The sequence below is a fragment of the Filimonas zeae genome (assembly GCF_014641615.1).
GTDB lineage: Bacteria > Bacteroidota > Bacteroidia > Chitinophagales > Chitinophagaceae > Filimonas > Filimonas zeae.
This window is the reverse complement of the sequence record NZ_BMIB01000002.1, coordinates 1,391,830-1,413,901: the sequence shown is the minus strand read 5'-3', so window position 1 is coordinate 1,413,901 and position 22,072 is coordinate 1,391,830. Positions and strand designations below refer to the sequence as shown.

18 protein-coding genes are annotated in these 22,072 nt (G+C 44.2%); 8 read left to right on the top strand and 10 right to left on the bottom strand.

Translation table 11 applies throughout. The annotated features are described in order from the left end of the window. Positions 1–25: 25 nt before the first annotated feature. Positions 26–2,203, top strand: coding sequence for a DUF5686 family protein (locus IEY13_RS12465; protein ID WP_188952431.1), 2,178 nt, complete (start codon positions 26–28; stop codon positions 2,201–2,203). Between the two features lie 10 nt (positions 2,204–2,213). Here IEY13_RS12465 and IEY13_RS12460 read toward each other — a convergent pair whose 3' ends face one another. Then, positions 2,214–2,624 carry a DUF6508 domain-containing protein gene (locus tag IEY13_RS12460; RefSeq protein ID WP_188952429.1) on the bottom strand — a complete coding sequence of 137 codons (411 nt, stop codon included), beginning with the start codon at positions 2,622–2,624 and terminating at the stop codon, positions 2,214–2,216. Between the two features lie 223 nt (positions 2,625–2,847). Between IEY13_RS12460 and trhO the strand changes: the two genes are divergently transcribed. Next, complete coding sequence (trhO, locus tag IEY13_RS12455) at positions 2,848–3,894, top strand: oxygen-dependent tRNA uridine(34) hydroxylase TrhO (RefSeq protein WP_188952427.1); 1,047 nt, start codon at positions 2,848–2,850, stop codon at positions 3,892–3,894. Here the strand turns inward: trhO and IEY13_RS12450 are convergent. Beyond that, positions 3,891–4,568, bottom strand: a complete 678-nt coding sequence (locus IEY13_RS12450; protein ID WP_188952425.1) for a hypothetical protein — start codon at positions 4,566–4,568, stop codon at positions 3,891–3,893. The two genes, trhO and IEY13_RS12450, sit on opposite strands and share 4 nt — an antisense overlap. Positions 4,569–4,826: 258 nt before the next feature. Here IEY13_RS12450 and IEY13_RS12445 point away from each other — a divergent pair, with 258 nt between their 5' ends. After that, positions 4,827–5,348: a hypothetical protein gene (locus IEY13_RS12445; protein ID WP_188952423.1), complete on the top strand. Its 522-nt coding sequence runs from the start codon at positions 4,827–4,829 to the stop codon at positions 5,346–5,348. A 60-nt stretch (positions 5,349–5,408) separates the two neighbouring features. Here the strand turns inward: IEY13_RS12445 and IEY13_RS12440 are convergent, their stop codons facing one another. From IEY13_RS12440 to IEY13_RS12410, 7 genes are all read right to left on the bottom strand, one after another. Then, positions 5,409–6,815, bottom strand: coding sequence for a S41 family peptidase (locus tag IEY13_RS12440; RefSeq protein ID WP_188952421.1), 1,407 nt, complete (start codon positions 6,813–6,815; stop codon positions 5,409–5,411). A gap of 273 nt (positions 6,816–7,088) precedes the next feature. Then, positions 7,089–7,274, bottom strand: a complete 186-nt coding sequence (locus tag IEY13_RS12435; protein ID WP_188952748.1) for a hypothetical protein — start codon at positions 7,272–7,274, stop codon at positions 7,089–7,091. Next, a complete protein-coding gene (locus IEY13_RS12430; RefSeq protein ID WP_188952419.1) occupies positions 7,267–7,512 on the bottom strand; it encodes a hypothetical protein in 246 nt (81 codons plus the stop codon). The genes IEY13_RS12435 and IEY13_RS12430 overlap by 8 nt, the downstream gene beginning before the upstream one ends. 24 nt (positions 7,513–7,536) lie before the next feature. After that, positions 7,537–7,938 (bottom strand): DUF5675 family protein, encoded by a 402-nt coding sequence (locus tag IEY13_RS12425; protein ID WP_188952417.1) that lies wholly within the window; start codon positions 7,936–7,938, stop codon positions 7,537–7,539. A gap of 68 nt (positions 7,939–8,006) precedes the next feature. Continuing rightward, positions 8,007–8,639, bottom strand: a complete 633-nt coding sequence (locus IEY13_RS12420) for a hypothetical protein (protein WP_188952416.1) — start codon at positions 8,637–8,639, stop codon at positions 8,007–8,009. Positions 8,640–9,390: 751 nt separating this feature from the next. Further along, positions 9,391–10,545 carry a hypothetical protein gene (locus tag IEY13_RS12415; protein WP_188952415.1) on the bottom strand — a complete coding sequence of 385 codons (1,155 nt, stop codon included), beginning with the start codon at positions 10,543–10,545 and terminating at the stop codon, positions 9,391–9,393. Between the two features lie 303 nt (positions 10,546–10,848). Beyond that, positions 10,849–11,400: an RNA polymerase sigma factor gene (locus IEY13_RS12410; protein WP_188952414.1), complete on the bottom strand. Its 552-nt coding sequence runs from the start codon at positions 11,398–11,400 to the stop codon at positions 10,849–10,851. A 178-nt stretch (positions 11,401–11,578) separates the two neighbouring features. Here IEY13_RS12410 and IEY13_RS12405 point away from each other — a divergent pair, with 178 nt between their 5' ends. The 4 genes from IEY13_RS12405 (at position 11,579) to IEY13_RS12390 (ending at position 19,501) form a co-directional block, all read left to right on the top strand. Further along, complete coding sequence (locus IEY13_RS12405) at positions 11,579–14,695, top strand: ligand-binding sensor domain-containing protein (protein ID WP_188952413.1); 3,117 nt, start codon at positions 11,579–11,581, stop codon at positions 14,693–14,695. A gap of 27 nt (positions 14,696–14,722) precedes the next feature. Continuing rightward, complete coding sequence (locus tag IEY13_RS12400; protein WP_188952412.1) at positions 14,723–15,499, top strand: response regulator transcription factor; 777 nt, start codon at positions 14,723–14,725, stop codon at positions 15,497–15,499. Between the two features lie 66 nt (positions 15,500–15,565). Next, a complete protein-coding gene (locus tag IEY13_RS12395) occupies positions 15,566–16,747 on the top strand; it encodes a glycoside hydrolase family 27 protein (RefSeq protein WP_229687838.1) in 1,182 nt (393 codons plus the stop codon). A gap of 27 nt (positions 16,748–16,774) precedes the next feature. After that, the gene (locus IEY13_RS12390) at positions 16,775–19,501 is read left to right on the top strand and encodes a family 78 glycoside hydrolase catalytic domain (protein ID WP_188952410.1); all 2,727 of its coding nucleotides are present in this window, start codon (positions 16,775–16,777) and stop codon (positions 19,499–19,501) included. A 52-nt stretch (positions 19,502–19,553) separates the two neighbouring features. Here IEY13_RS12390 and IEY13_RS12385 read toward each other — a convergent pair whose 3' ends face one another. Beyond that, a complete protein-coding gene (locus IEY13_RS12385; RefSeq protein WP_188952408.1) occupies positions 19,554–20,021 on the bottom strand; it encodes an ankyrin repeat domain-containing protein in 468 nt (155 codons plus the stop codon). Between the two features lie 339 nt (positions 20,022–20,360). Here IEY13_RS12385 and IEY13_RS12380 point away from each other — a divergent pair, with 339 nt between their 5' ends. Beyond that, positions 20,361–22,001: a LirA/MavJ family T4SS effector gene (locus IEY13_RS12380; RefSeq protein WP_188952406.1), complete on the top strand. Its 1,641-nt coding sequence runs from the start codon at positions 20,361–20,363 to the stop codon at positions 21,999–22,001. The last annotated feature ends 71 nt before the right edge of the window (positions 22,002–22,072 follow it).

Below are 22,072 nucleotides of genomic sequence, written 5' to 3'. Positions count from 1 at the left end.
CAGGTAGTTTGATGTACCTGCCAATATGAAACCTACCCGCCTGTTATGGCTGTTTTTGCTGCTTCAATACCCGGTGGCTGCCCAACTACAGGCAGACAGTGCCCTGGCCATTATTCAAAAAGCTATACAGCGGCGCGCTATCTACGAAAAAGAGCTTTCCCGCTATCAATGCGATATTTATATTAACGGGAATATCCGTTTAAGAGACTATCCCACCCATTTTCTTGGCAGGCCGGTTTATTTTCCGGGCGATACCATGCAGTTTTATTCTGCCGAAACAGAGGCCGTAAGGTATTACGATGGCCCTGGTAAATCTAAGGTACAGGTACTTTCTTCCACAGTTAATGGCGAGGGTAGTGCGTATGGGTTCAGCTATCCGCAATTGTTTTCCTTTTATCAGCCCGTAGTAAAGGTGGGCGATAATCTTAACCTGCGTGGCTTTTTATCGCCCCTGGCAGCAGAGGCACCCGGTTATTACCATTACCGGCTGGATAGTGTTTTTACCGAAAAGGGGTACCGGCTATACCGCATTCATGTGCAGCCCCGCAAACAGTACGAACCGGTTTTTAGCGGTTATATAGATTTGCTGGAGGGTAGCTGGCGTATTTACCGCGCACACCTGCAGCTGGTAAAAAAACAGCAGATGCAGATACTGGATACGCTGAATATTGAGCAGGAGTATAAAGAGCAGGAAGGCACCTGGGTACCCGCCCGGCTAAAGCTGAAGCCTACGGTAGAGCTGCTGGGGTTTGATACGCATGGCAGTTTTACGCATTTATTCCGTTACCATCTGCAGCCCACGTTTCCGCCCGGTATTTTCAATAACGTAATACTTACGTTTGATACGGCTGCCAAAAGAAAATCGCTGCCTTATTTTGATACTGCAAGGGCGTTGATTATACAATCCGATAACATGGTTGAGTATCGCCGGGCCGATAGTCTGGGAGGCAGAGATGCACAGAATTACTATCTGGACTCTATGGATCGTATACGCAACCGGCCCAGCCTGTACAATGTACTTGTTACGGGTGAAACGTTTAGCCGCGCCCGCAAAAAACGCTATATACAGGTGCCGGGCGTGTACGATATGGTTAACTATAACACCATAGAAGGGGTAGTGGTAAACTTTGCTCCCGAAACCCGTAAATACTGGAACAACGGGCGTTACCTCCATCTGTTAACCAATCTGCGTTACGGCTTCAGCAATCATCATTTTAATGCCCATATTGCGGGGGTATACCGTTTTTACCGCAGCCTCAGCGCCTTTCGTTTCAGCGGCGGGCAGCGGGTATATCAGTTTAACAATGCCCAGCCCATAACGCCCCGCGTAAATACTATTAACACCCTGTTATACCGGAGCAATTTTATGAAGCTGTATCAGGCGCAGTTTGCCGAGCTGGGGTATGATTACGATCCTGCGAAGGACTTTGCCATAAAGGGTAATGTTGCTTTTCAGCACCGTACCCCACTGGTAAATACTGCTTTTGGTTCTATCGGGCATCCAAAGGGTAAAGATTTTACACCCAACTACCCCATAGAGTTAACAGATACGCCTATGGCAGCGCATAATGCTTTATCTGCCACGCTTACGTTGCGCTGGCAACCAGGCTCGCGTTATATTCAGCTGCCGGATAGAAAAGTAAACGCGGGGTCAGACTATCCCACTTTTGAACTGAGTTATACGCAGGGTATTGATAAGCTGCTGAGCAGTGATGTTAACTATGGTAAATGGAATTTATCAGCCACACAAACATTAGATCTGGCCATGAAAGGCCGCTTTAGCTATAAGTTATTCGGCGGCGGTTTTTTAAACAAAAGCAAAGTGCAGCTGCCCGATTACCAGCATTTTAGTGGTAACGATGGTTTGTTTAATTCCAACTATCTGGGTACACTATTGATGGCTTCTTTTTATCAGTTTAGTACCACCGCTTCTATTTACGGTGGAGCCAGTGTGGAGTATCACCTCAACGGATGGCTGAGTAACAAAGTACCGCTGCTGCGCAAGCTCAACTGGTTTTTTGTAGTAGGAGGGAACAGTCTGGTACTGGAAGGGGGCAGCAACTATGCAGATGTCTTTTTCTCTATCGAAAATATCTTTAAGCTGGTACGTATAGATTTTGTACAATCGTTCCGCAGCAGAAGCTTTAACCGCTCAGGTATTAAACTGAATATCCCCCTGGTTACAGGAAAGAGTGAACCGTAATAATAAGCAATTATGCTTTGGTAGTGGTGCCGGTTTGTAACGCCTCTATACGCGATAGCAGCCAGTACATGGTTTTGTCATGAATTTTGGCAAAGAAGTATCCGTCTACTATACGATCGGTCCATATAATAAACGTAAGGAACTTTAACACTACTTCCAGGGGCATATGCTGTATATGCTGCTCCGTAGAAGCATATTTCCGGTTATCCGTTTGTATAACATCATAATCCGTATCTGCCAGCTGGTATTCGCAGAAGATATTAATGAATGCCTGTACCTGTTTTTTTAAAAAACTGCCTGGAATTATTTTCAGTGCTGCATGAAACGACAACTTCCGTTCGTTTTCATCGGGTGTGAGACTATGCTTATAGGAGAGTAGTTTGCTAACGCCATTAAGCTGATATGCTGTTAAGTTTTTCAACAGGAAAAATGTGTTTATGAAGGTTATGCGAATGTACTTCTAATAGCCCCTCTGCCAAGGTTCTTAAGGTTTTTTTATGCTTATTTTAAGGGTGCCCGGTATGTGCTTTGCTATCGTCGGTGAAATTAATATCTTTGCCGCGCAAATTTTGCCCACCCTGCAAGTGGGTCCATACATTATCATGGAATATTGGGTTCAGGCCCGATGTCTGAAATTTTAAAATATGGCAGTACTACACAATCGTGTTTCCCAGGAGGAACTGAAGCGCCGTTTGTATGAAGAAACAGAACCGCGCACTACTATTAGCTTTTACAGTTATTTTCCTATTGTTAATCCCCGGGAGTTCAGGGATAGTTTGTACAAATCTCTGGTTCAGTTACAGGTTTTTGGCCGCATTTACGTAGCCAACGAAGGTATTAATGCGCAGGTAAGTGTTCCTTCTTCATTGTTGGAACAGTTTAAACAAACACTGTATGCCGTTGAGCCGCTAAACAATCTGCGTTTAAACATTGCGGTAGATGATGATGGTAAATCTTTCTGGGTATTAAAAATAAAAGTGCGCGAAAAAATTGTGGCAGATGGTATTACAGATGCTGGGTTTAATATGGAAAACAAGGGTAAGTATGTAAATGCCCAACAGGCCAACGAGCTTATCAGCGATCCCGATACCGTGTTTGTAGATATGCGTAACCACTACGAATATGAAGTAGGCCATTTTGAAAATGCTATTGAAATACCTTCCGATACTTTTCGCGACCAGTTGCCTATGGCAGTGGATATGCTGAAAGGCAAGGAAGATAAAAATATTGTAATGTACTGCACCGGTGGTATCCGTTGCGAAAAGGCCAGTGCCTGGATGTTACATAAAGGATTTAAAAATGTATTTCACCTGGAAGGCGGTATTATCAACTACGCCAAACAGGTAAAAGAAGGCAATTTAGCCAGCCGTTTTATAGGCAAAAACTTTGTGTTCGACGACAGGTTGGGCGAGCGTATTACAGAGGATGTAATTGCTAAATGCCACCAATGTGGCAAGCCCTGCGATACGCATACCAACTGTAAAAACAACGGTTGCCACCTGCTGTTTATTCAGTGCGATGAATGTGCTGCACAACACGACGGTTGCTGTAGTACGGAATGTAAAGACACCATTCATTTACCACTGGAAAGACAGAAGGAATTAAGAAAAGGTATAGATAACGGGCAGAACGTATTTAATAAATCTAAAGTAAGATTACGCCCCCGGTTAAATGAACCTACGGCTGATTAGTCAGCTGCTTTGGGTTTATATTGGGTCATACCCGGTTTTCGTATCCCGGCCGTTCGCGCCAGTGCTTCGGCCGGCCGGGGGTACTCCCGTACATAAATCAGGTGCATGGCATCTGCCAGCTTATCCAGTTGCAGGCGGCATACCTGCAGGTTATAGTTGTCTATGGAATGTGTGGGCAACTCTTCTGTTAACGACATATTCATTAGTATGTATAGCAGCATTTTCCACGCTTTTAAATCGTGCAGGGTAAAAAAGTGTGTAAACACGGTGTACGGGTTATGAAACTCCTCCAGCGTAAGGCTGCGCGGGAAATACGTGAACGGATCGTGCTGGCTTCCGTTTTCGCAGAAAAGGTGTGGCGATTGAAATATTTCTGTCTCTGACTTTTTTGTTTTCAGTACGGCTGCTCTGTCCAGGTTAAACAGTTCATTCATCAGGTGTGCACCTTCTATAGCCATAATAAACGTATCATAAAACTCCAGCAGGTAACTGGCATCTCCCTGCGGCCATATTTCCTTACCTAACGATGTTTCAAACCACCATTGCAGATTGTATTTTATATCAATGTATAGCCATTGGGTAAACCAGGAGCGGGCGGTTTGATAAGGATCTGCCACTTGTTCCGGACGCAGGTGCTGGTACGTATGAAAGGATGCAAATTGTGTTCTGTACATATAGAATTTATTTAATGGTGTTAGTAGCTGCAAGTTAGTGGTACAGCTGTAGCCTGTGCAGATAACCGTACTTGTACTTAACACAGGCTGCCTGGTGTAAATTATACGGGTGGAAGGGGGTGGGTGCCAGGTTGTCAATCCCCTGTATGTTGTAACATAGTTCAGGTATGTCGATGAATTTTTCCCTTACATCGTTTTCAGGCTGTTTTTAGCAGTATCGGGCATTGGTTTTGTTCTATACGTATCAAAGTCATTTTTATGAAAAAGCTGATAATCCTTTTAATGGCTGCTACTGTATTTACAGTATCTGCCAAAGCGCAGGTAAACGTGAGTATTAATATTGGAACACAACCTGTGTGGGGCCCCGTAGGATATGATCATGTTGACTATTACTATATTCCCGATGCAGAAGTGTATTATTATGTTCCAGAGCGGGTATACATTTATAGAAACGGCAATAACTGGAGCCGCGTACGTACTTTACCTGCCAGCTATAGAAATATAGACCTGTATACCGTGCATAAAGTAGTTATTAATAACGTGGACAGGCCTTACCTCAACCATGCAAAGTATCAGAAAGAATATTACAATTACAGAGGCAAACGCGATCAGATAGCCATCCGCGACAGTAAAGAAGAAAAGTATTTTCAGAATAAAAAACATCCTCAGCACGCACAATGGGTAAAAGCCCATCCGAATGAGAATAAAGGAAAAGGGAATAAGGGTAATGGTAACGGTGGTAAAAAAGGTAACCGTGGTGGGGGTAACGGAAGGCACTAGTAATGTTAAGTGCCGCTATGTTAAACAGAAGCTGTTTCGTTTGAAACAGCTTCTGCTGTTTTAGGGATGTGCTTTTTGAATAAGGGAGAGGGTGTACTGCATAGCCTCATCTGCAGGCTGGGCTATATCCGGAATAACGCCATGCCAGTCTTTTACACCTGCACCCATATTATAATACAGCTTGCTGGATATGGTAAAGGTAAGGCCGGTGTTGGGTAGCTTGCTGGAAACAATATCTCCATAACTGATAATCCAGCCTCCGGTTTCTTCGCCTATTATCTTTCCCAGTTTGTAGTGTTTAACAGCCTGTGCAAAATCGGCAGCTGATGAAAAGGTATAGGTACTGGTTAACACATACAGTTTGCCTGTAAAACGGTTGGGTATTGTTGTAAGGGTAATATCATCGTAGGTTTCAGTTGATACTACATGCACGGGTTTGTTTATAAATGCGCTGTCCCATTTCGACAGATTCTTTCCTGCTTTTTGTTTCAGCAATCTTTGTATTAACAGGGAACTGTGTTTTTCTACCACTTTATCATATTGCCTGAAAGGAGTACGGGCCAGGTATTGCAGAATAGCATCTCCTATATCAGAATCTCCACCACTGTTTTTCCGCAGGTCAATAATCAGGTTTTGTATGTTTTCAGCAGCCATTACCGTAAAGGCAGAGTCCAGAAAAGTATCAAAATGTTGCAGGTTGTCAAATGTAGGTAGGTCTAGTATGGCTGTACTATTATTGGGTAGTATACTCAGGTGATAATCTGATTGGGCTTTGTGTTGCTGGCTGGTAGCGGTTTCCTGTACATTTATTTTATTCAGCAGCACATTCCGGCGAATGCCTTTTACAACGGCTTTTACTTTGCGGCCATTTAACCTGTAGTGGATTGTGTAGGTTTTTCCGGTTTTATAAAGTGTATGCAGGTAATAGTTAAAATAACCAGCCCCAAAATCTGCCCGGAAAGCTCTGGTTTCACCGGTGTTAAGGTTGATAATATCTTCTGTAATTTTTTGTGCAGGTATGCCGTTGATGCTGATGATTTCTGTTGCTGCCGGCAAGGGTAAAGGCGCTGTTAAGTAAGCTTTGGTAAAGGTTATATAAGGCGGCGTGGCAGACAGCTTTACTGCATAAGGTAATTCGTATGGGTTTTGCTGGTTGTAAAGCGCCAGTGGCGGTTTTATGTCTGTATGCCCATCTTCCAGTTTGCCCAGCAGTGGCTGCACCCGCAGGTAAAAGCTGGTAACATCAAGCGGTTGGCGCAATTGCTCTTTTACCTGTTCCACATCTTTATAGAATAAAGCTTTCCCGTACCGGTAATAAGGGTTAATGTGCGTATCTTCCAGGTAGCGCACCATGGTATCTATATCGGCTTTTAGTTGTTCCGGGCTGTATAAAGGTTGTGCGTTGCTGAATAACATAATGGCTGGTAACAAATGGGCAGATAGCAGCAACCGTTTTACATACATCATAGTTGTTTTTTCGGGGTGAGAAAGCAATTGTTGCAGCTAATAACGCAAATTTTAAGAAGTGTGAGTGGGGGATAATGATGAAAGGTGGTTTTGAGGGATGTAAATGCATAGAATGATACTCTTCAACGGCTTGAGGCCGGCCTTTATGTGAAACAGGCAATACAAGTGTATTGTTTTTAAACGGATGGAATAAACATTATTGGTAATTGATTTACGCAATAAAATAAAAAGAAGCCGCCCCGTTCAGGTAGCGGCTTCTCACTTTCAGGTATTTTACCGGCTTCGCCGTCTGGCTATCCATTTTAATAACAGCGATACCAGAAAACTTACGGTAGCGCCTATGGCCGCCAGTATAACGGTTTTCCAAACATCTGCACTGTTAATTACGGATAACATGGTAAAGGCCATGCCTCCGGTAACGCCTGCTTTGGAGTGCATATCCAGCTGCGGATTATTCATACACTTCTTCTATGTGTTTTACATTGTCTTCTACTGTTGTCTGGCTTACGGCAGATAACACACTGGCTGCTACACCCAGGTAGGTGGCTATCTGGGTTACAATGGCAGGTAATGCCACTGGGGTTATCAGTAAAGCGCCGCTTGCTGCGGCCAGTATCAGACCAATGGTTCTTAACTTTTTAAAGAAAACAGGTGTAGGCGCCTGCACGCGTTGTTTAATACTGGAAAGCTTGTTCATACTGTTGCAGATGAAAGTGAATGATTAAGGTTTTTTTGCAATGGTTATTGTAACTGTTTGCTGCTTTTTCAGCGACTGATATACCATTTTTAACAGCGGCTCAAATACAGCGCGTGAGCTATCTCCACATCCCGGAGCAGTAAGCACTTTTACAGGAGAAATACACCCTCTCAGCTCTTTTAAAGTATTATTGGCAGGGTGTATCAGTATCAGTTCACGGCCTTCTACGCCTTTCAGTAACAGATGGTGGCTATGATTTACGCTGTGCCTTTTTACCAGGTTGTAAGTGCCTTCCATTATACAGGAAACTTGTTGTTGATTATCCTTCCATGGAAGCTCTATGGTGTAGCAGAACAGTTTGTTGTTTACAAACAGCTCCCCGTTCGTACCTTCTTCATGGTAGGTACGGAGTAGTTTTAATTCCATAACCAATAAATTAAAGTGATTGTATAACCGGCAGGCAGGCTGCCTGCCGGTTTAATTGTTAGTACGGGCTAGATGCCGAAGAGGATAAATGCTATGTCGCTGTATTGGCCCAGCTCTACGCCGTTATCCCAGTACATCGAAACATATTCGCGTATTTCCGGTACACCTGCCTGTGTAAGCGGGCGCTCATCGCGATAAGGCGATTGTGTAGCATTGATCAGCTTCTCCCAGGTGTTCTGTCCTTTCAAACGGGTGTAGATGGTTACGCCGGTTTGATTTTGCTTACTAAATGTAATTTCCACATGGGTTGGTGTGGCTACTGCTTTAATGCTGGGGCGTATCATAAGACGTTCTGTATTGCTGGTAATGATGCTACTGCCTACAATACCTAATTCGTTGCCTACGTTTTCTGTATAATCAGGATGGAGCTTGATTTTGGCTGCCAGTTTCAGTATTTTAGGTAACAGCATTTTTTGAATTACATCTTTATACGAAACAGCCTCTTTCTGTTCTTTCTTCTTCATATCTGCTCTGCTTAAAGCATCTGAGATAGTTGTACAGGAATCTTGCAACTCTGTAACTTCAGCAGCAGTAAGGCCGTAGTTGGGGCCAATGATGCTTCCTTTCTGTCCCAGTGTGTTAAACCATTGTGCCCGGTCGTTATCTCCACGGGGAATAAAATAATTATACTTTTTACGCATATGTTTGCGATTTATACGGTTCAATAATAATGTTGATGAAGTGTTGCTAAGGCTTTAAACTGTGCTTCCGGAAAATCCGTAAGAACTGACGGGAAATCTGTAAGCACTAACGGAAAATCCGTAAGCACTAACGAAAAATCCGTAAGCACTGACGAAAAATCCGTAAGCACTGACGGAAAATCCGTAAGCACTAACGGAAAATCCGTAAGCACTAACGAAAAACCCGTAAGCACTAACGAAAAACCCGTAAGCACTAACGGAAAATCCGTAAGCACTAACGGAAAATCCGTAAGCACTGACGGAAAACCCGTAAGCACTAACCGGAAATCCGTAAGCACTGACAGAAAATCCGTAAGCAATTCAAAGAGCGTTGTAATCTCTCTCCAAACTCCCCGCACTGCTGCTGTTTCTTGCGCAATAACCGGTGAAAAAGCGCGCAGTGCTGATGGAGTGAACGGCCGTTCTTATGGAGTGTTCCTTAGCAACGATGTAAAATTGCAAAGCAATGAAAACAATATCGGGGCAGACTTTGAGCGGACACGCCGGAACGCAGTGCCAGTGAAGTAAAAAAGTTGAAAAAAACTTTGGGTGGAATGGGAAGGTAAAAGGTGTTGTTGCAGATTGTTGGCGGGCAGTTGATTACGTATTTTTTATTTTGTGTTGAAGTCCGCGGACTTTCCGTTTTGCAGAAATAGTAGGGTGGCTGCTTTTGCAATGCGGTATTGCCAAAGCAGCCATATAGTAAAGTGGGTTAGTCTTTATCTGTATCCGGGCCTTTTCGTTTATGCTTGTCCTGTAGCTCGCGTACCTTTTGCAGAGCCGTTTCCAGTATATAGGCCAGCCGGTTTAATACATCTGCATTCAGCCGTTTGGGCTGTGAGTATGGGCCAAAGTTGGCAGGGTCTGTTGCCGGTACATTTTTAAAACAGAATATAGTACTGGCAATACTCACTAACTGGCTGATGTTTCTGGTGGGTAAGCCCAGTGCTTCCAGTATCAGCCTTAGTAACCATGCTATAGTAGTCATGGTGTCTGTTTCAATATTTATTTTTTCTGTTATGTTTTGTGCGGGAGCGTGTTCCAGCTGATTCAATTGTCTGAAGAAAAACGGGTGCATGCAGGCATATATACAATCATTATGGCTGTCAAAAGGTTGGGCTGGCCTTTTAAGTGCCGGGTTAAAACGCGCCATCTGCATTTCATGTGCTATTGCTTCCAGGTATTCCTTCCGGGTACTTGCAAAAGGCATACGGTCTGTTTCTGCCTGCAGATAGTGCAACAGCCAGTGTATAAAGGTATCGGTGTTATAATTTACCCCGTACAATACGCTCAATAATTCCTTTTCTGTGGAAGCTGTTTCCAGATTGTATAAATGTTTACGGGCCTCCTGCAATTCCAGAAAGCTGAACGGGCGCATGGGCGAGGCAGTTGCAATGTTGTACAAAGGCTGTATGGCAATTTCAATAAGCCCGGCCATCTTCCCATTTATACCGCGCTGCATCAGCTGGCGGCATTGGGTGTCAAACCAGGCGCTTTCCTTTATTACAAGGGCATCCGGCATTTTCAGGTACAGCGGTAAATACTGTTGCTGTGTACCATCAATGCAATGCTCAAACACTTCCAGCGAAGCTTCGGTAAACCGGCTGTAGGCTAATGCGTCGGGGGTGTTTTGCTGAGATAGCCGGTAGCATTTGTTAATCAGCTGCACCAGGCCCGGCAGGTTTTTGCTAAAGGTGTCTGCCATTTCCGGATGGTGCTGTTCTTCCAGCGTAATTTTAATTAGTTGATGGCAGGTGTTGGAAAAAGTGGTTAGTTGTTTAGCTGGTTGCTCCTGAAGTGACAGTTCAGACAGCTGATTGGTTAGGTTAGAAAACCGGATTAAAAAGCCCGTGTTGCTGTTAAGCATAGCTTTTATGTTTTAGGTTAATTAATTTGAAGTACAGGCATAGGGTTACCTGGCCGGTACTCCGGGTGAACGGATTTAAATAGGACTTTTTTGGATTCTAAAGCGGGAGGTTTTCCCAAAAGGATAGTGGATGTTTAAAAAGGTTTGCTGCAGCAAACTATCGGTACGTGTTTCCGGGAGCCAAAGTAGTGTAAGATTTTTTATTTATTATAGTTAAAACACGTTTTAACAGATGTTTAGTTTTTTATAAAAAATCGTAATATCTGAGTTTATTAAACGTAGGTTGAACATTGAAAGGGGGCGTTACATTCTGTTGATGTAAGATGCAATTTCCATCGCTGCCTCCGCTGCCTGATTGCGAACTGTTCTTTCTTTTGTAGCCAGCTGTGTTGCCACAGCTTCACAACTAAAGCCTTCCATTCTCACCAGCTGATAAACAATGCGTTTTCGGGGTGTTAATTTTAGCAATTGCTTCTTTACTTTCTGCAAATGTATGCGGGCATGCAGCCGCTCTTCTACATGTGTATAAGATAGCACTCTAGGTTGCTCCAGTTGCGTGTTATAGTAGCGGTTGGCTGTACCGTTTTTCTTAAGCGTATCGTAAAGAAGGTTTTGACGCATCCTGCATAAGTACCCTTTCAGGTTATTACTAATGTGTATGGAATGGCGGTTGGTCCACAGCTTAACAAACAGCTGTTGTACCAGTTCCGCTGCGGCTTCCGGGTCTTTTACAATGCCTGCGGTAGTTTGCAGCAGAAAGGGATGGTATTTGTAATAGAGGATTTCAAAAGCTTTCTCATTGCCATTGCGCACCTGTTCCCATAAAAGGGCATCGTTTGTCGCTTGCTTGTTCACAGTGGTTCTGGTTTTTCGGTAACTGCAATCTAAGTAACCGGAAACAGCCGGAAGGTGACCTAAGTTACATAAGCTCCGGTGTTCAGTAGTTCTGGTTTTAGAATCCCCCTTTTTTAAATTTGAGTATATTTATTAAGTGGTTACTAAACTTTCAGTACTTTTTTCGGCTGTTTGTGGTATGCTAATGCTGGTTACCGCAAAAGCACAGGATATTAACTTTCGCCGGTATCAGGTTGAAAACGGCCTCAGCAATAATCAGGTATGGTGCAGCATTCAGGATGCAAAAGGGTTTCTTTGGTTTGGTACGCCCGATGGGTTAAACAGGTTTGATGGGTATACCTTTAAGGTGTTTCTGAATAACGGGGGGGATAAACCCGGAACCGCAAACAGTCATATCAGAGCGCTCTGCCTGGATGGCGATGACAGGCTTTGGGTGGGAACGGAGAAAGGGTTATATAATTTCGATCCTCATACAGAGCGTTTCCGGTTGCTGCCTACAGACGCTCTTGCCGTAATATCGGGCCTGCAGACAGATAACCAGGGCTATCTCTGGTTTATATCTGATTATACACTGCATAAATACAATCCCCAAACGGGTGCTATAGTGGCGTACCCTGCTTCCAGGTTTTTTAAGGCAACTGCCCTTTGTATGGCTGGTAACCAGCTATGGGTAGCTTCTTCAGGGGGGCTGTTGCAAAAATACAATCCGGCTACCGATACGTTTACCGCTTTCGATTTGTTTAAGGGGGCCGCCGTTGCGGATAAGAACAAATGGATTGACCGGTTATACGCAACCAGCGAAGGAGATGTATTAATAGGCACCGCAACGCATGGGGCCAGCATATTCTTTACCAGAGAATTGCGCTTTACTGAAATACTTACTTATAACGACGATAAAACAAGTCTTTTTGCCAAGGTATTTGTTACCGTAAATAACCACGAATACTGGATAGGTACAGAATCTGCCGGCATTGTTGCATTTAACAGAAGCACAGGTGCTGTTAGCCGTATTAAAAAGGCCGTGAACGATCCTTACACCTTGTCAGACAATTCTATCAATACCTTTTGCACAGATAAGGAGGGGGGTATATGGGTGGGCACGCATTATGGTGGCCTGAACTACTATTCAGCTAAATACGATGTGTTCAGCAAGTTTTATCCAAAGCAGTGCACCAATTCTTTAAGCGGCAATGTGATAAGGCAGATACACGAAGATAAAAACGGATGTTTATGGATGGGTACTGCAGACGCGGGTTTGAATAAGCTGGACCCTGAAACAGGTGTTTTTTCCGGTTTTATGCCCAATGCCGGTAAACAGGGTATTGCTTACAACAATGTACATGGCATGCTGGTAGATGGCGATAACCTTTGGGTAGGCACCTATGTGCATGGGCTGGATGTAATGGATATAAAAACAGGGGCTGTTAAACAACACTATGCCGTAGGTAAAGATTCAGGTTCTTTAAAAAGCGACATTATAAATTATATCTATCGTTCTGCCGATAGTCAGATTTACGTGGCAACTGCACGCGGGGTATATACCTATAACAGAACTACCCATCAATTTTCCGTTATAAAAGAACTGGCTGATGAATGGTACACCTGCCTGTTTAAAGATGCCGGTGGTACTTTGTGGGCCGGAACTATAATGCATGGTATGAAGGCTGTTAATACAGCCACCGGAAAAACGGTATTGTATCAGCACCATGCTGATAATACGGAAAGCATTGGCAAAGGGCAGATTAACTGCATTTACAGTGATAGTAAACAACAGCTTTGGGTGGGCACAGATGGCGGGGGCCTTTGTTTGTTGAATAGTGATAAAAATGGCTTTACCCGTTATACGGTTAACAATGGTTTGCCTTCAGATTTTGTGTTGACTATACTGGAGGATGATGCCGGTAAATTATGGGTAAGTACTTCGCGCGGTTTGTTTAGTTATCACTTAAACAGCGGGTACGTTAAAGTATACACGAAAGCCAACGGCCTGCTATGCGATCAGTTTAATTATCATTCTGCTTATAAAAATAAGAAGGGGAGAATGTATTTTGGCAGCCTGAAGGGGCTGATAAGTTTTGATCCGAAAATGCTGGAAAATACTGCTTTTGAACCTCCGCTGTACCTTACCGGCATTCAGGTAAACAATAAAGAACTTTTTATTGGCGGCGAAAATGCTGTTTTGCAAAAGTCCATTACCTGGACTAATGAGATTGTGCTTGCACATCAACAGTCTTCTTTCAGTATTGATTTTGCTGCACTTAATTACACCGCGCCCGAAGCAACGGAATATGCTTATAGAATGGAAGGGTTGGAAAAAGACTGGACTTATCTGAAAGAAAACAGAAGGGTGTATTTTACCAATGTATCGGCCGGCACCTACCTGTTTAAAGTAAAAGCCTCTGCCGGCGGCAACCAGTGGACAGGTAAGGAACGCACGTTACAGATAACAATTTTACCACCGTGGTGGCTGAGTACAAAAGCTTACCTGTTATACATAGCAGCCGGCATTGGTGTAATGGTGCTGCTGGTAAAGGCATATAAACAAAAAGTAGAAAACACGAATAAGCGCAAAATGGAGCAGCTGGAAATTGCCAAAGCAAAGGCACTGTATGAGGATAAGCTGAATTTTTTTACCAATGTGGCCCACGAAATTAAAACACCACTTACGCTTATTAAAGGTCCTTTGGAAACAGTGCTGAAAACCGTGGGCGATACACCTGATGTTGCCGGTAGTTTAAAAATAATGGACCGCAATACAAACAGGCTGATAGAACTGACGAATCAGTTGCTCGATTTCAGGCAAACAGAGATAGGGGGATTACGGTTGAATTTTGTACATACCCATATTTCAGCACTGCTGCCGGAAATGTTTGAAAGCTTCAAGCCTTTAGCTGCAAGCCGCGGCTTACAATATACCCTCTCTTTACCTGAAGCGCCTTTGTATGCCTGGGTAGATGCAGATGCTTTCAATAAAATAATATCAAACCTGTTTAGTAACGCCATTAAATATGCAGAAAGCCGTGTTTGGGTTAACCTGGCAGGCGTAGTGGAAGAGGGGCGTTTATGGGTTGTTAACATTAGTAACGATGGTTACATCATTCCTGCAGACATGGCAGACCGTATATTTGAACCCTTTTTCAGGTTACAGGCAACAAAGAAACGGGGCGGGGCAGGTATAGGTTTATCACTGGCGCAAAACCTGGCGCATTTGCATAACGGACGTATTGAGTTGGCTAAAACGGAAGGGGTACTTAATACTTTTTCGTTGATACTGCCTGTTCAGCAAAATGCATAATATGGCGTATTATTACAAAAATACTATATGAAGCCGCTATTGCTACTGGTTGATGACAATGAAGAAATATTGTGTTTTCTGGAAAGCGAGCTGTGTAGCAGATATGAAGTAATTAAGGCTTTTGATGGCAACGAAGCGTTGGAGGTGTTATCTGGTATGGCCATTCATTTAATTGTTTCCGATATTATGATGGATGGAATGGATGGGCTGGATTTTTGCAGATCTGTTAAATCCAATGTGGCTTACAGCCATATTCCTCTGATATTATTAACGGCTAAAAACACCTTCCAGAGTAAAATAGAAGGGTTGGAGGTTGGGGCAGATGCGTATATAGAAAAACCTTTTTCTCCCGATTATCTACGGGCACAGATAGCTAATTTAATAGAGAACAGGGCTAAAATAAAGGAGCACTTTGCCCAATCGCCACTGGTGCATATAAAAAGCATGGCGTACAGCAAAACAGATGAACTGTTTCTGGAAAGGCTGCATGAAGAAATACTGCTTCAATTGGAAGATACCAGCCTGGATGTGGACCGGCTGGCTAAGTGTATGAATATGAGCAGGCCTACCCTGTATAGAACCATTAAATCTATTACCGGAACTACGCCTTCAGAGCTGATTAACATTACCCGGTTAAAAAAAGCTGCCGAACTGCTTATGGAGGGCTCCTACAAAATATATGAAGTGGCCGGCCTTACGGGGTTTAGCTCTCAGGCTTATTTCGGGCGCAGCTTTTTAAAGCAGTTTGGCGTTACACCTTCTGAATACATGGCTAAAAGAAACAGCGCAGCGGAAGGAATATGATCAGATTCTGCAAAAGATTGATCTGATTTTACCAATAGCTGTTTTAGAAGTGGCACATCTTTACATATGATGAAAAGGATGTTAGCTTTTGTTACCTTGTTTGCCACGCTTGTGTATTTTCCATTGTCTGGTGCGGGCCAGACTACCGGCGCACCCCGTTTGCCTGTAATGGGATGGAGCAGCTGGAATCACTTCCGGATACATATTGATGAAAAACTGATTTGCCAGCAGGCAGATGCTATGATTGCATCCGGCCTGTATGAGGCAGGATACCGTTTTATTAATGTTGATGATGGATATTTTGGCGGGCGCGATACTGCCGGAAGGCTGTTTGCCGACAGCAAAAAGTTTCCTTCAGGAATGAAGGCGGTGGCAGATTATATCCATAGTAAAAAATTAAAAGCAGGTATTTATACCGATGCCGGGAAGAATACCTGCGGGTCGGTATATGATAAAGACCCCAACGGCTATGGAGTGGGTATTTACGGGCATGTTAAAGAAGATTGCAGCTTGTTTTTGCAGGAATGGGGTTATGATTTTTTAAAGGTAGACTGGTGCGGGGCAGAGCGGATGCAGCTGAAGGAAGAAGAAACCTATACACCCATTATTGAAGCTGTTAAAGCAATTGATTCCAATAAAGTAATCAATGTATGCCGCTGGAAATTTCCGGGTGAGTGGGTGATTGATAAAGCCGATTCCTGGCGCATTTCTTCTGACATACGCCCCGGGTTTTCTTCGATATTGAAAATTATTGACCTGAATGCAGATCTGGCAAAATATGCTTCTACAGGGCATTACAACGATATGGATATGCTTCAGGTGGGCAGAGGTATGACCTATGAAGAAGATAAAACACATTTTTCTATGTGGTGTATGCTAAATTCTCCTTTGCTGGCTGGTAACGACCTGCGCAACATGAGCAAAGAAACTTTGGAAATACTTACCAACCGGGAACTGATAGCCTTAAACCAGGATGCCGGTTGTAAGCAGGCAACACGTGTATATGCGCTGAATGGTATTGAGGTATGGCTGAAGCCGTTGGGTTCGGATGGAAAAAGCAAAGCGCTGGCAATTGTCAATCGCAATAAACAGGAGGCCTTATTTACACTGAACAGCAAGGTGTTGCGTTTAGAGGGTAAAAGCCTGTTACGCGATTTGTGGCGCCATGAAAACCTGGGAAAACTGGGTGGCGGAAAAAAACTGACACTGCCTGCACATGGTGTTATAGTGTTGCTGGTAACTAAGTAATGCTGATATTTATTTATACTGATTCATATGACAAAAGTAAGCTTCTTTTTCCTCGGCTTTCAATGTATTGTTTTATCAGTACTGGCGCAGGTAAAGGTTGATCGGTTGCGGACAGAAAATTTACAAAACCCTATAGGGGTAGATGTGCGGCAGCCGTGCTTCAGCTGGCAGCTGGTTTCAGACCAGCGCAATGTATTACAGGGTGCCTATGAAATTAGAGTGGCTGCAGATGCAGCAGACCTGGCGAAAGGAAAAAGCAGCTGGACAACCGGGAAAGTCAGCTCTGAACAGTCGGTGCATATACCCTACAACGGTGCAGTATTGGTAGCGGGCCGCAGGTATTACTGGCAGGTGCGTGTGTGGGATAAACAAGGAACCGCATCTGCATGGAGTACAACGGCGTTCTGGCAAATGGGGTTGCTGCAGGTTACAGACTGGAAAGCACAATGGATGGTGCCGGGTGTGGAAGACAGCCTGTATGCTGCGCCGTTGATGAGAAAAGAATTCAGCAACGGTAAAAAAATAAAATCAGCCACTGCTTATATAACAGCACATGGTTTATACGAAGCACAGGTGAATGGTAAGCGGGTAGGAGATGCGTACCTGACCCCCGGCTGGACAAGTTACCATAAACACCTGCAATACCAGGCCTACGATGTAACTGATTTGCTGAAACAGGGTAACAATGCTGTTGCCGTAACCCTGGGTGATGGCTGGTACCGTGGTAATTTTTCGTTTAATAACGAACGCAATATCTATGGCACTGATATAGCCCTGCTTTTTCAATTACACATTACATATGCGGATGGTACTACCCAGACTGTTGTTTCGGATAGTAGCTGGAAATCATCCACCGGGGCCATACGGTATGCCGGAATGTATGACGGAGAAACCATTGATGCAAGATTGGATAAAAAGGGCTGGACGTTGGCGGGCTATAACGATGCCCAATGGAGCAGCGTTAAAACAGCTGATTTTTCAAAAGCTGTTTTAACAGCCCAGTATAATGAACCTATTAAAAAGCAGGAAGCCATTAAGCCCGTAAAAATCATCACTACCCCCAGGGGAGAGCAGGTAATTGATTTTGGGCAAAATCTGGTTGGTTGGGTGCAGCTGAAAGTAAAAGGGAAGCCCGGAGATAAGATTACGGTATCGCATGCCGAGGTGCTGGATAAGAAAGGCAATTTTTATACAGAAAACCTGCGTAAAGCAAAGGCACAGGACGTGTATATACTGAAAGGAAATGAAGAGGAAGTTTTTGAGCCGCATTTTACTTTTCACGGTTTTCGCTATATAAAACTGGAAGGCTATCCGGGCCCGGTAATGCCGGATAATTTTACGGCAGTGGTGCTGCATTCCAATATGGAACCAACAGGAAGTTTTACCTCATCTGATACATTAATTAATCAATTACAGCATAATATTGAATGGGGGCTGAAGGGTAATTTTTTAGATGTGCCTACCGATTGCCCGCAAAGGAATGAACGTATGGGGTGGACAGGTGATGCCCAGGTGTTTTTTCGTACCGCCACATTTCTGCGGGGTGTAAACAATTTTTTTACCAAGTGGATGAAAGATGTTGCCGCCGACCAGCAGCCGGAAGGTAATGTGCCGCATGTGATACCGAATATTTTAGGCAACAAAGGTTGGGCAAAGGGCGAAAGTGCCGGTTGGGCAGATGTGGCTACTGTTATTCCGTGGGAAATGTATAAGGTATATGGTGATAAGCGTATTCTGGAAAAGCAATACGCCAGCATGAAAGCCTGGGTAGATTATATACAAACGCAAAGCACAGATAACTTATGGAATAAAGGCAGGCATTATGGCGATTGGTTGTTTTATAGTATCACGGATGACAATGATGGCAGATCGGCAATAACCAACAAGTACCTGATTGCACAATGTTTTTATGCGCATTCCACCCAATTGCTTATTAATGCGGCAAAAGCATTAAATAAAACAGAGGATGTTGCCACTTACACTGCTTTGCTGCAAAAGGTAAAAACTGCTTTTTTGCGCGAGTATACTACGCCCAACGGAGCTACCATGTCTAACACGCAAACATCGTATGTACTGGCGTTGCAGTTTGATATGTTGCCTGATACCTTGCGCCCGCAAGCCGCACGCAGGTTGGTAGAAAACATCAGGCAATATGGAGATCACCTGACTACCGGCTTTTTAGGAACGCCCTATTTATGCCATGTACTCAGCAGGTACGGCTATTCAGATGTTGCCTATACCTTATTGCAGCAGCAAACCTATCCTTCATGGTTGTACCCGGTAACAAAAGGTGCAACTACCATTTGGGAACGGTGGGATGGCATTCGCACCAACGGCGATTTTCAGGCTGCTTCTATGAATTCGTTTAATCATTATGCTTATGGTGCCATTGGCGATTGGATGTACCGTGTAATGGTAGGGCTGGATACAGAAGACGGTGAAGGTGCAGGTTATAAGAGCATACGTATTCAGCCACATATAGGTGGAAAGTTTACCCATGCCTCTGCCTTTTATGAAACACCCTACGGTAAACTCAGTTGTGAATGGAGCGTAGCAGGCGCACAACTGATATTGCGTGCAGAAATTCCGGCCAATACAACAGCTACTATTTATGTGCCGCTGATGGGCAACGCAGTAGTAATGCTGGATGGGCAGCCGCTTACAGCATCAACGGATATACAGGTAGTGGGTAAGGAAAATGAGTATATGGTAGTAAAAGCAGGTTCGGGTAAATATGAATTTACTTCCCGCTGATACAGGAGGGAAGTGCCGCCTATATGTTGCAGGCGGCACTTCCGTTTATATATTAACGCAGCTTAGCATACTGATCTTTACCGTTTTGTTCCTGATTGGTGATGAGTTTGGCAATAGCCGTTTTTTCAAAACCATCTGCAATGCTTAAAGCGGTTTCACCGGCTTTGTTTATGATAGCGGTGCTGGCACCTGCCTGTAACAGAATAGCCACCATGTGCTCATCGCCTCTTAAAGTAGCTTCCATCAGGGCGGTGTTACCCATTTCATCTTTTGCATTTACTTTAGCGCCGTGTAACAGCAATAATTGCGCAGCAGCGTAGCTGCCGCTTCTGCTGGCTTCCATTAACAGGGTGTTGCCATAAGCGTTGGTAGTGTTTGCTTTTAAACCCGCGTTTAAACACATAGCCAGCGTGGTAGAATCGTTGTGTTTTACCGCATCAAAAATGCCCATTGGCTTTTGGCTGAAACCAGAAACACTTACGGCGATTACGAACAGAGCTGCTAATACTGTAGTTTTCATATTACTTGTTTTGCGAACATTGAGTGAATTTGTTTTTGTTTTCACCGCTGTTCATTTTGTTCAGATGCGTTTGATACTGCATAGGTACAACCATTCTGATATGCTGCATACACCACCAGCCACAGCCAGTGCGGAATGGGCCGTTTTTGCATGAGTACGTTTTGTGATAAGTAATGTGTATTGTATTGGAAAGTAAGCAGTTTGGAAGCCCGGTGTTTGCTCACTTAAATAGTGCTGAGTGCGTGTTAAAAAGTGATCAAAGAAAAGCTAAAGGCTTTTAGCATACAGCTATGTTGGAAATGTTATCAATTAAGCCGAACTTTCTGTAAACTAAAGGCTATGAAAACTACCGCCACTCCGGTAAGTGCTGTTACTGCTGCCAGAGGTGATGTTGCTGCCGCTAACCCTATGCAATTACTGGAAGAGCAGATGAAGCGCTTTACGGTAAGTAAAACACCGGTTCAGCGGATGTATATGGAAAATCAGAAGCGGTTGCGGGATGAGATGACCCGTGATGGCTCGGAAGCGGCTAACGCGTTGAAGCTGGCTGTGGAGGCGTATGCTGAGGCGGATGAGCGTGTTCGAAAGGAGATGGGAGAAGAGGCGCCTGGAGCAGAAATATTACCCGGGCTGAATGAGCTTACAGAACGGCTGTTAACAGTTGGGCAACGTGCTGCTTTGATTCGCCCTGTATTGGTTAGTGAAGCGCAACAGGTATCAGATGATCTTATAGCATGTGCTGAATGGCTTGGGAAGATGGATGATCCTGACTGGCAGAATGATCCCGACAATATTGTAGAAGCGGGCAAAGATTTGCTTACCCGGTATGGTAAATATCAGGCTACGTATAACGGAAATGACAATCAAACGGTATATAAGTTATTAGGGTATCTGCTGGAAAAAAAGCGTACCCTGGATAGGATGTGGGAGGGGGAGAGAGGGGAAGAGGGAGAAGAGATACCCGGAAAAGCAGTGGACGGAAAGGAAGGGTATCAATGGGGCGACAAGGAAGGACGGCTGTCAGAGGAAAACCGGAACATGCTGGAGGATTTTAATACACTGAAAGCATTTATGGACAATAAAAGCCTGGTATTGAGTTTTTTAATGCCTTTGGCAACGGCTGTAAGCGGCGAAGAAGACAAGCTGGGCGCACTGCGAAGGGAGCTGCGGCGGCAGGAGCAGAGCGCAGGCTTTAACAGCCCGCCGCGTATTCCTTTGGGCATTTTACCTACCGAAACATTTTTTGCATTATTACGTAAGGGGCGGGTACTGGACGATTATGGTGTAGGGTTAAAGCATGGCGAGCTTACCCACCGTTTGCAATGGTATGCTATTATAGAAGCGGCTAAGTCTGGCGGTATGTTTCATAGTACAGTTAATCAATTGTACCGTCAAATGGGCAAAGAGCCCCGTACCGGCGATCCTAAATGGGGGGCTGTGCTGGATGATGGTAATGAGGTAAACAGCAATAGTTATTCTTCTCCCGGCACTTTTAACCGCGATTTGCAGGAAAGTACCGGCCCCAAAACAGGAACAGCATTTCCAGGCCGCAGTGGATATGAGAACCCCGTAGGGTTAGAGGCGCTTGCGCCTATAGGAGAAGCGCTTGCTGCATTAAGACAAACGCGTTTACAGCAGGCTGTACATGCAACCGATAAAGGGAATGATTACGAAGAAGAGGCTTTTCCACCCCCTTCTGTAATAGCGTTGCTTGTGGCAAAAATGCGGCAGCAACCAAACGCTTTTAAACTGGCGGAGGAAGATTATGTGGGCCATGAGTTTATGGCTCAGCGGGATAAATATGCAGTATGGAAGCAAACAGATAACAGCATAGAAAAGGATACGCTTACCTGGGGTAAGCCGGCTCCGGCAAAGTGGCTCACACCCTTCAATGCAGCTGCGGTAGCCGGATTGTCCGTAGTGTTTTTTGCTGCTTTGCATGCATATAATAAGTTGTATGCATATGATGAAAACAAATAGCAGTGGTGTATGTAAGCCGGAGCTTCTGTTACATTTGAACAAGGGCTTCAACAGTATGGTAATAAAGTAGC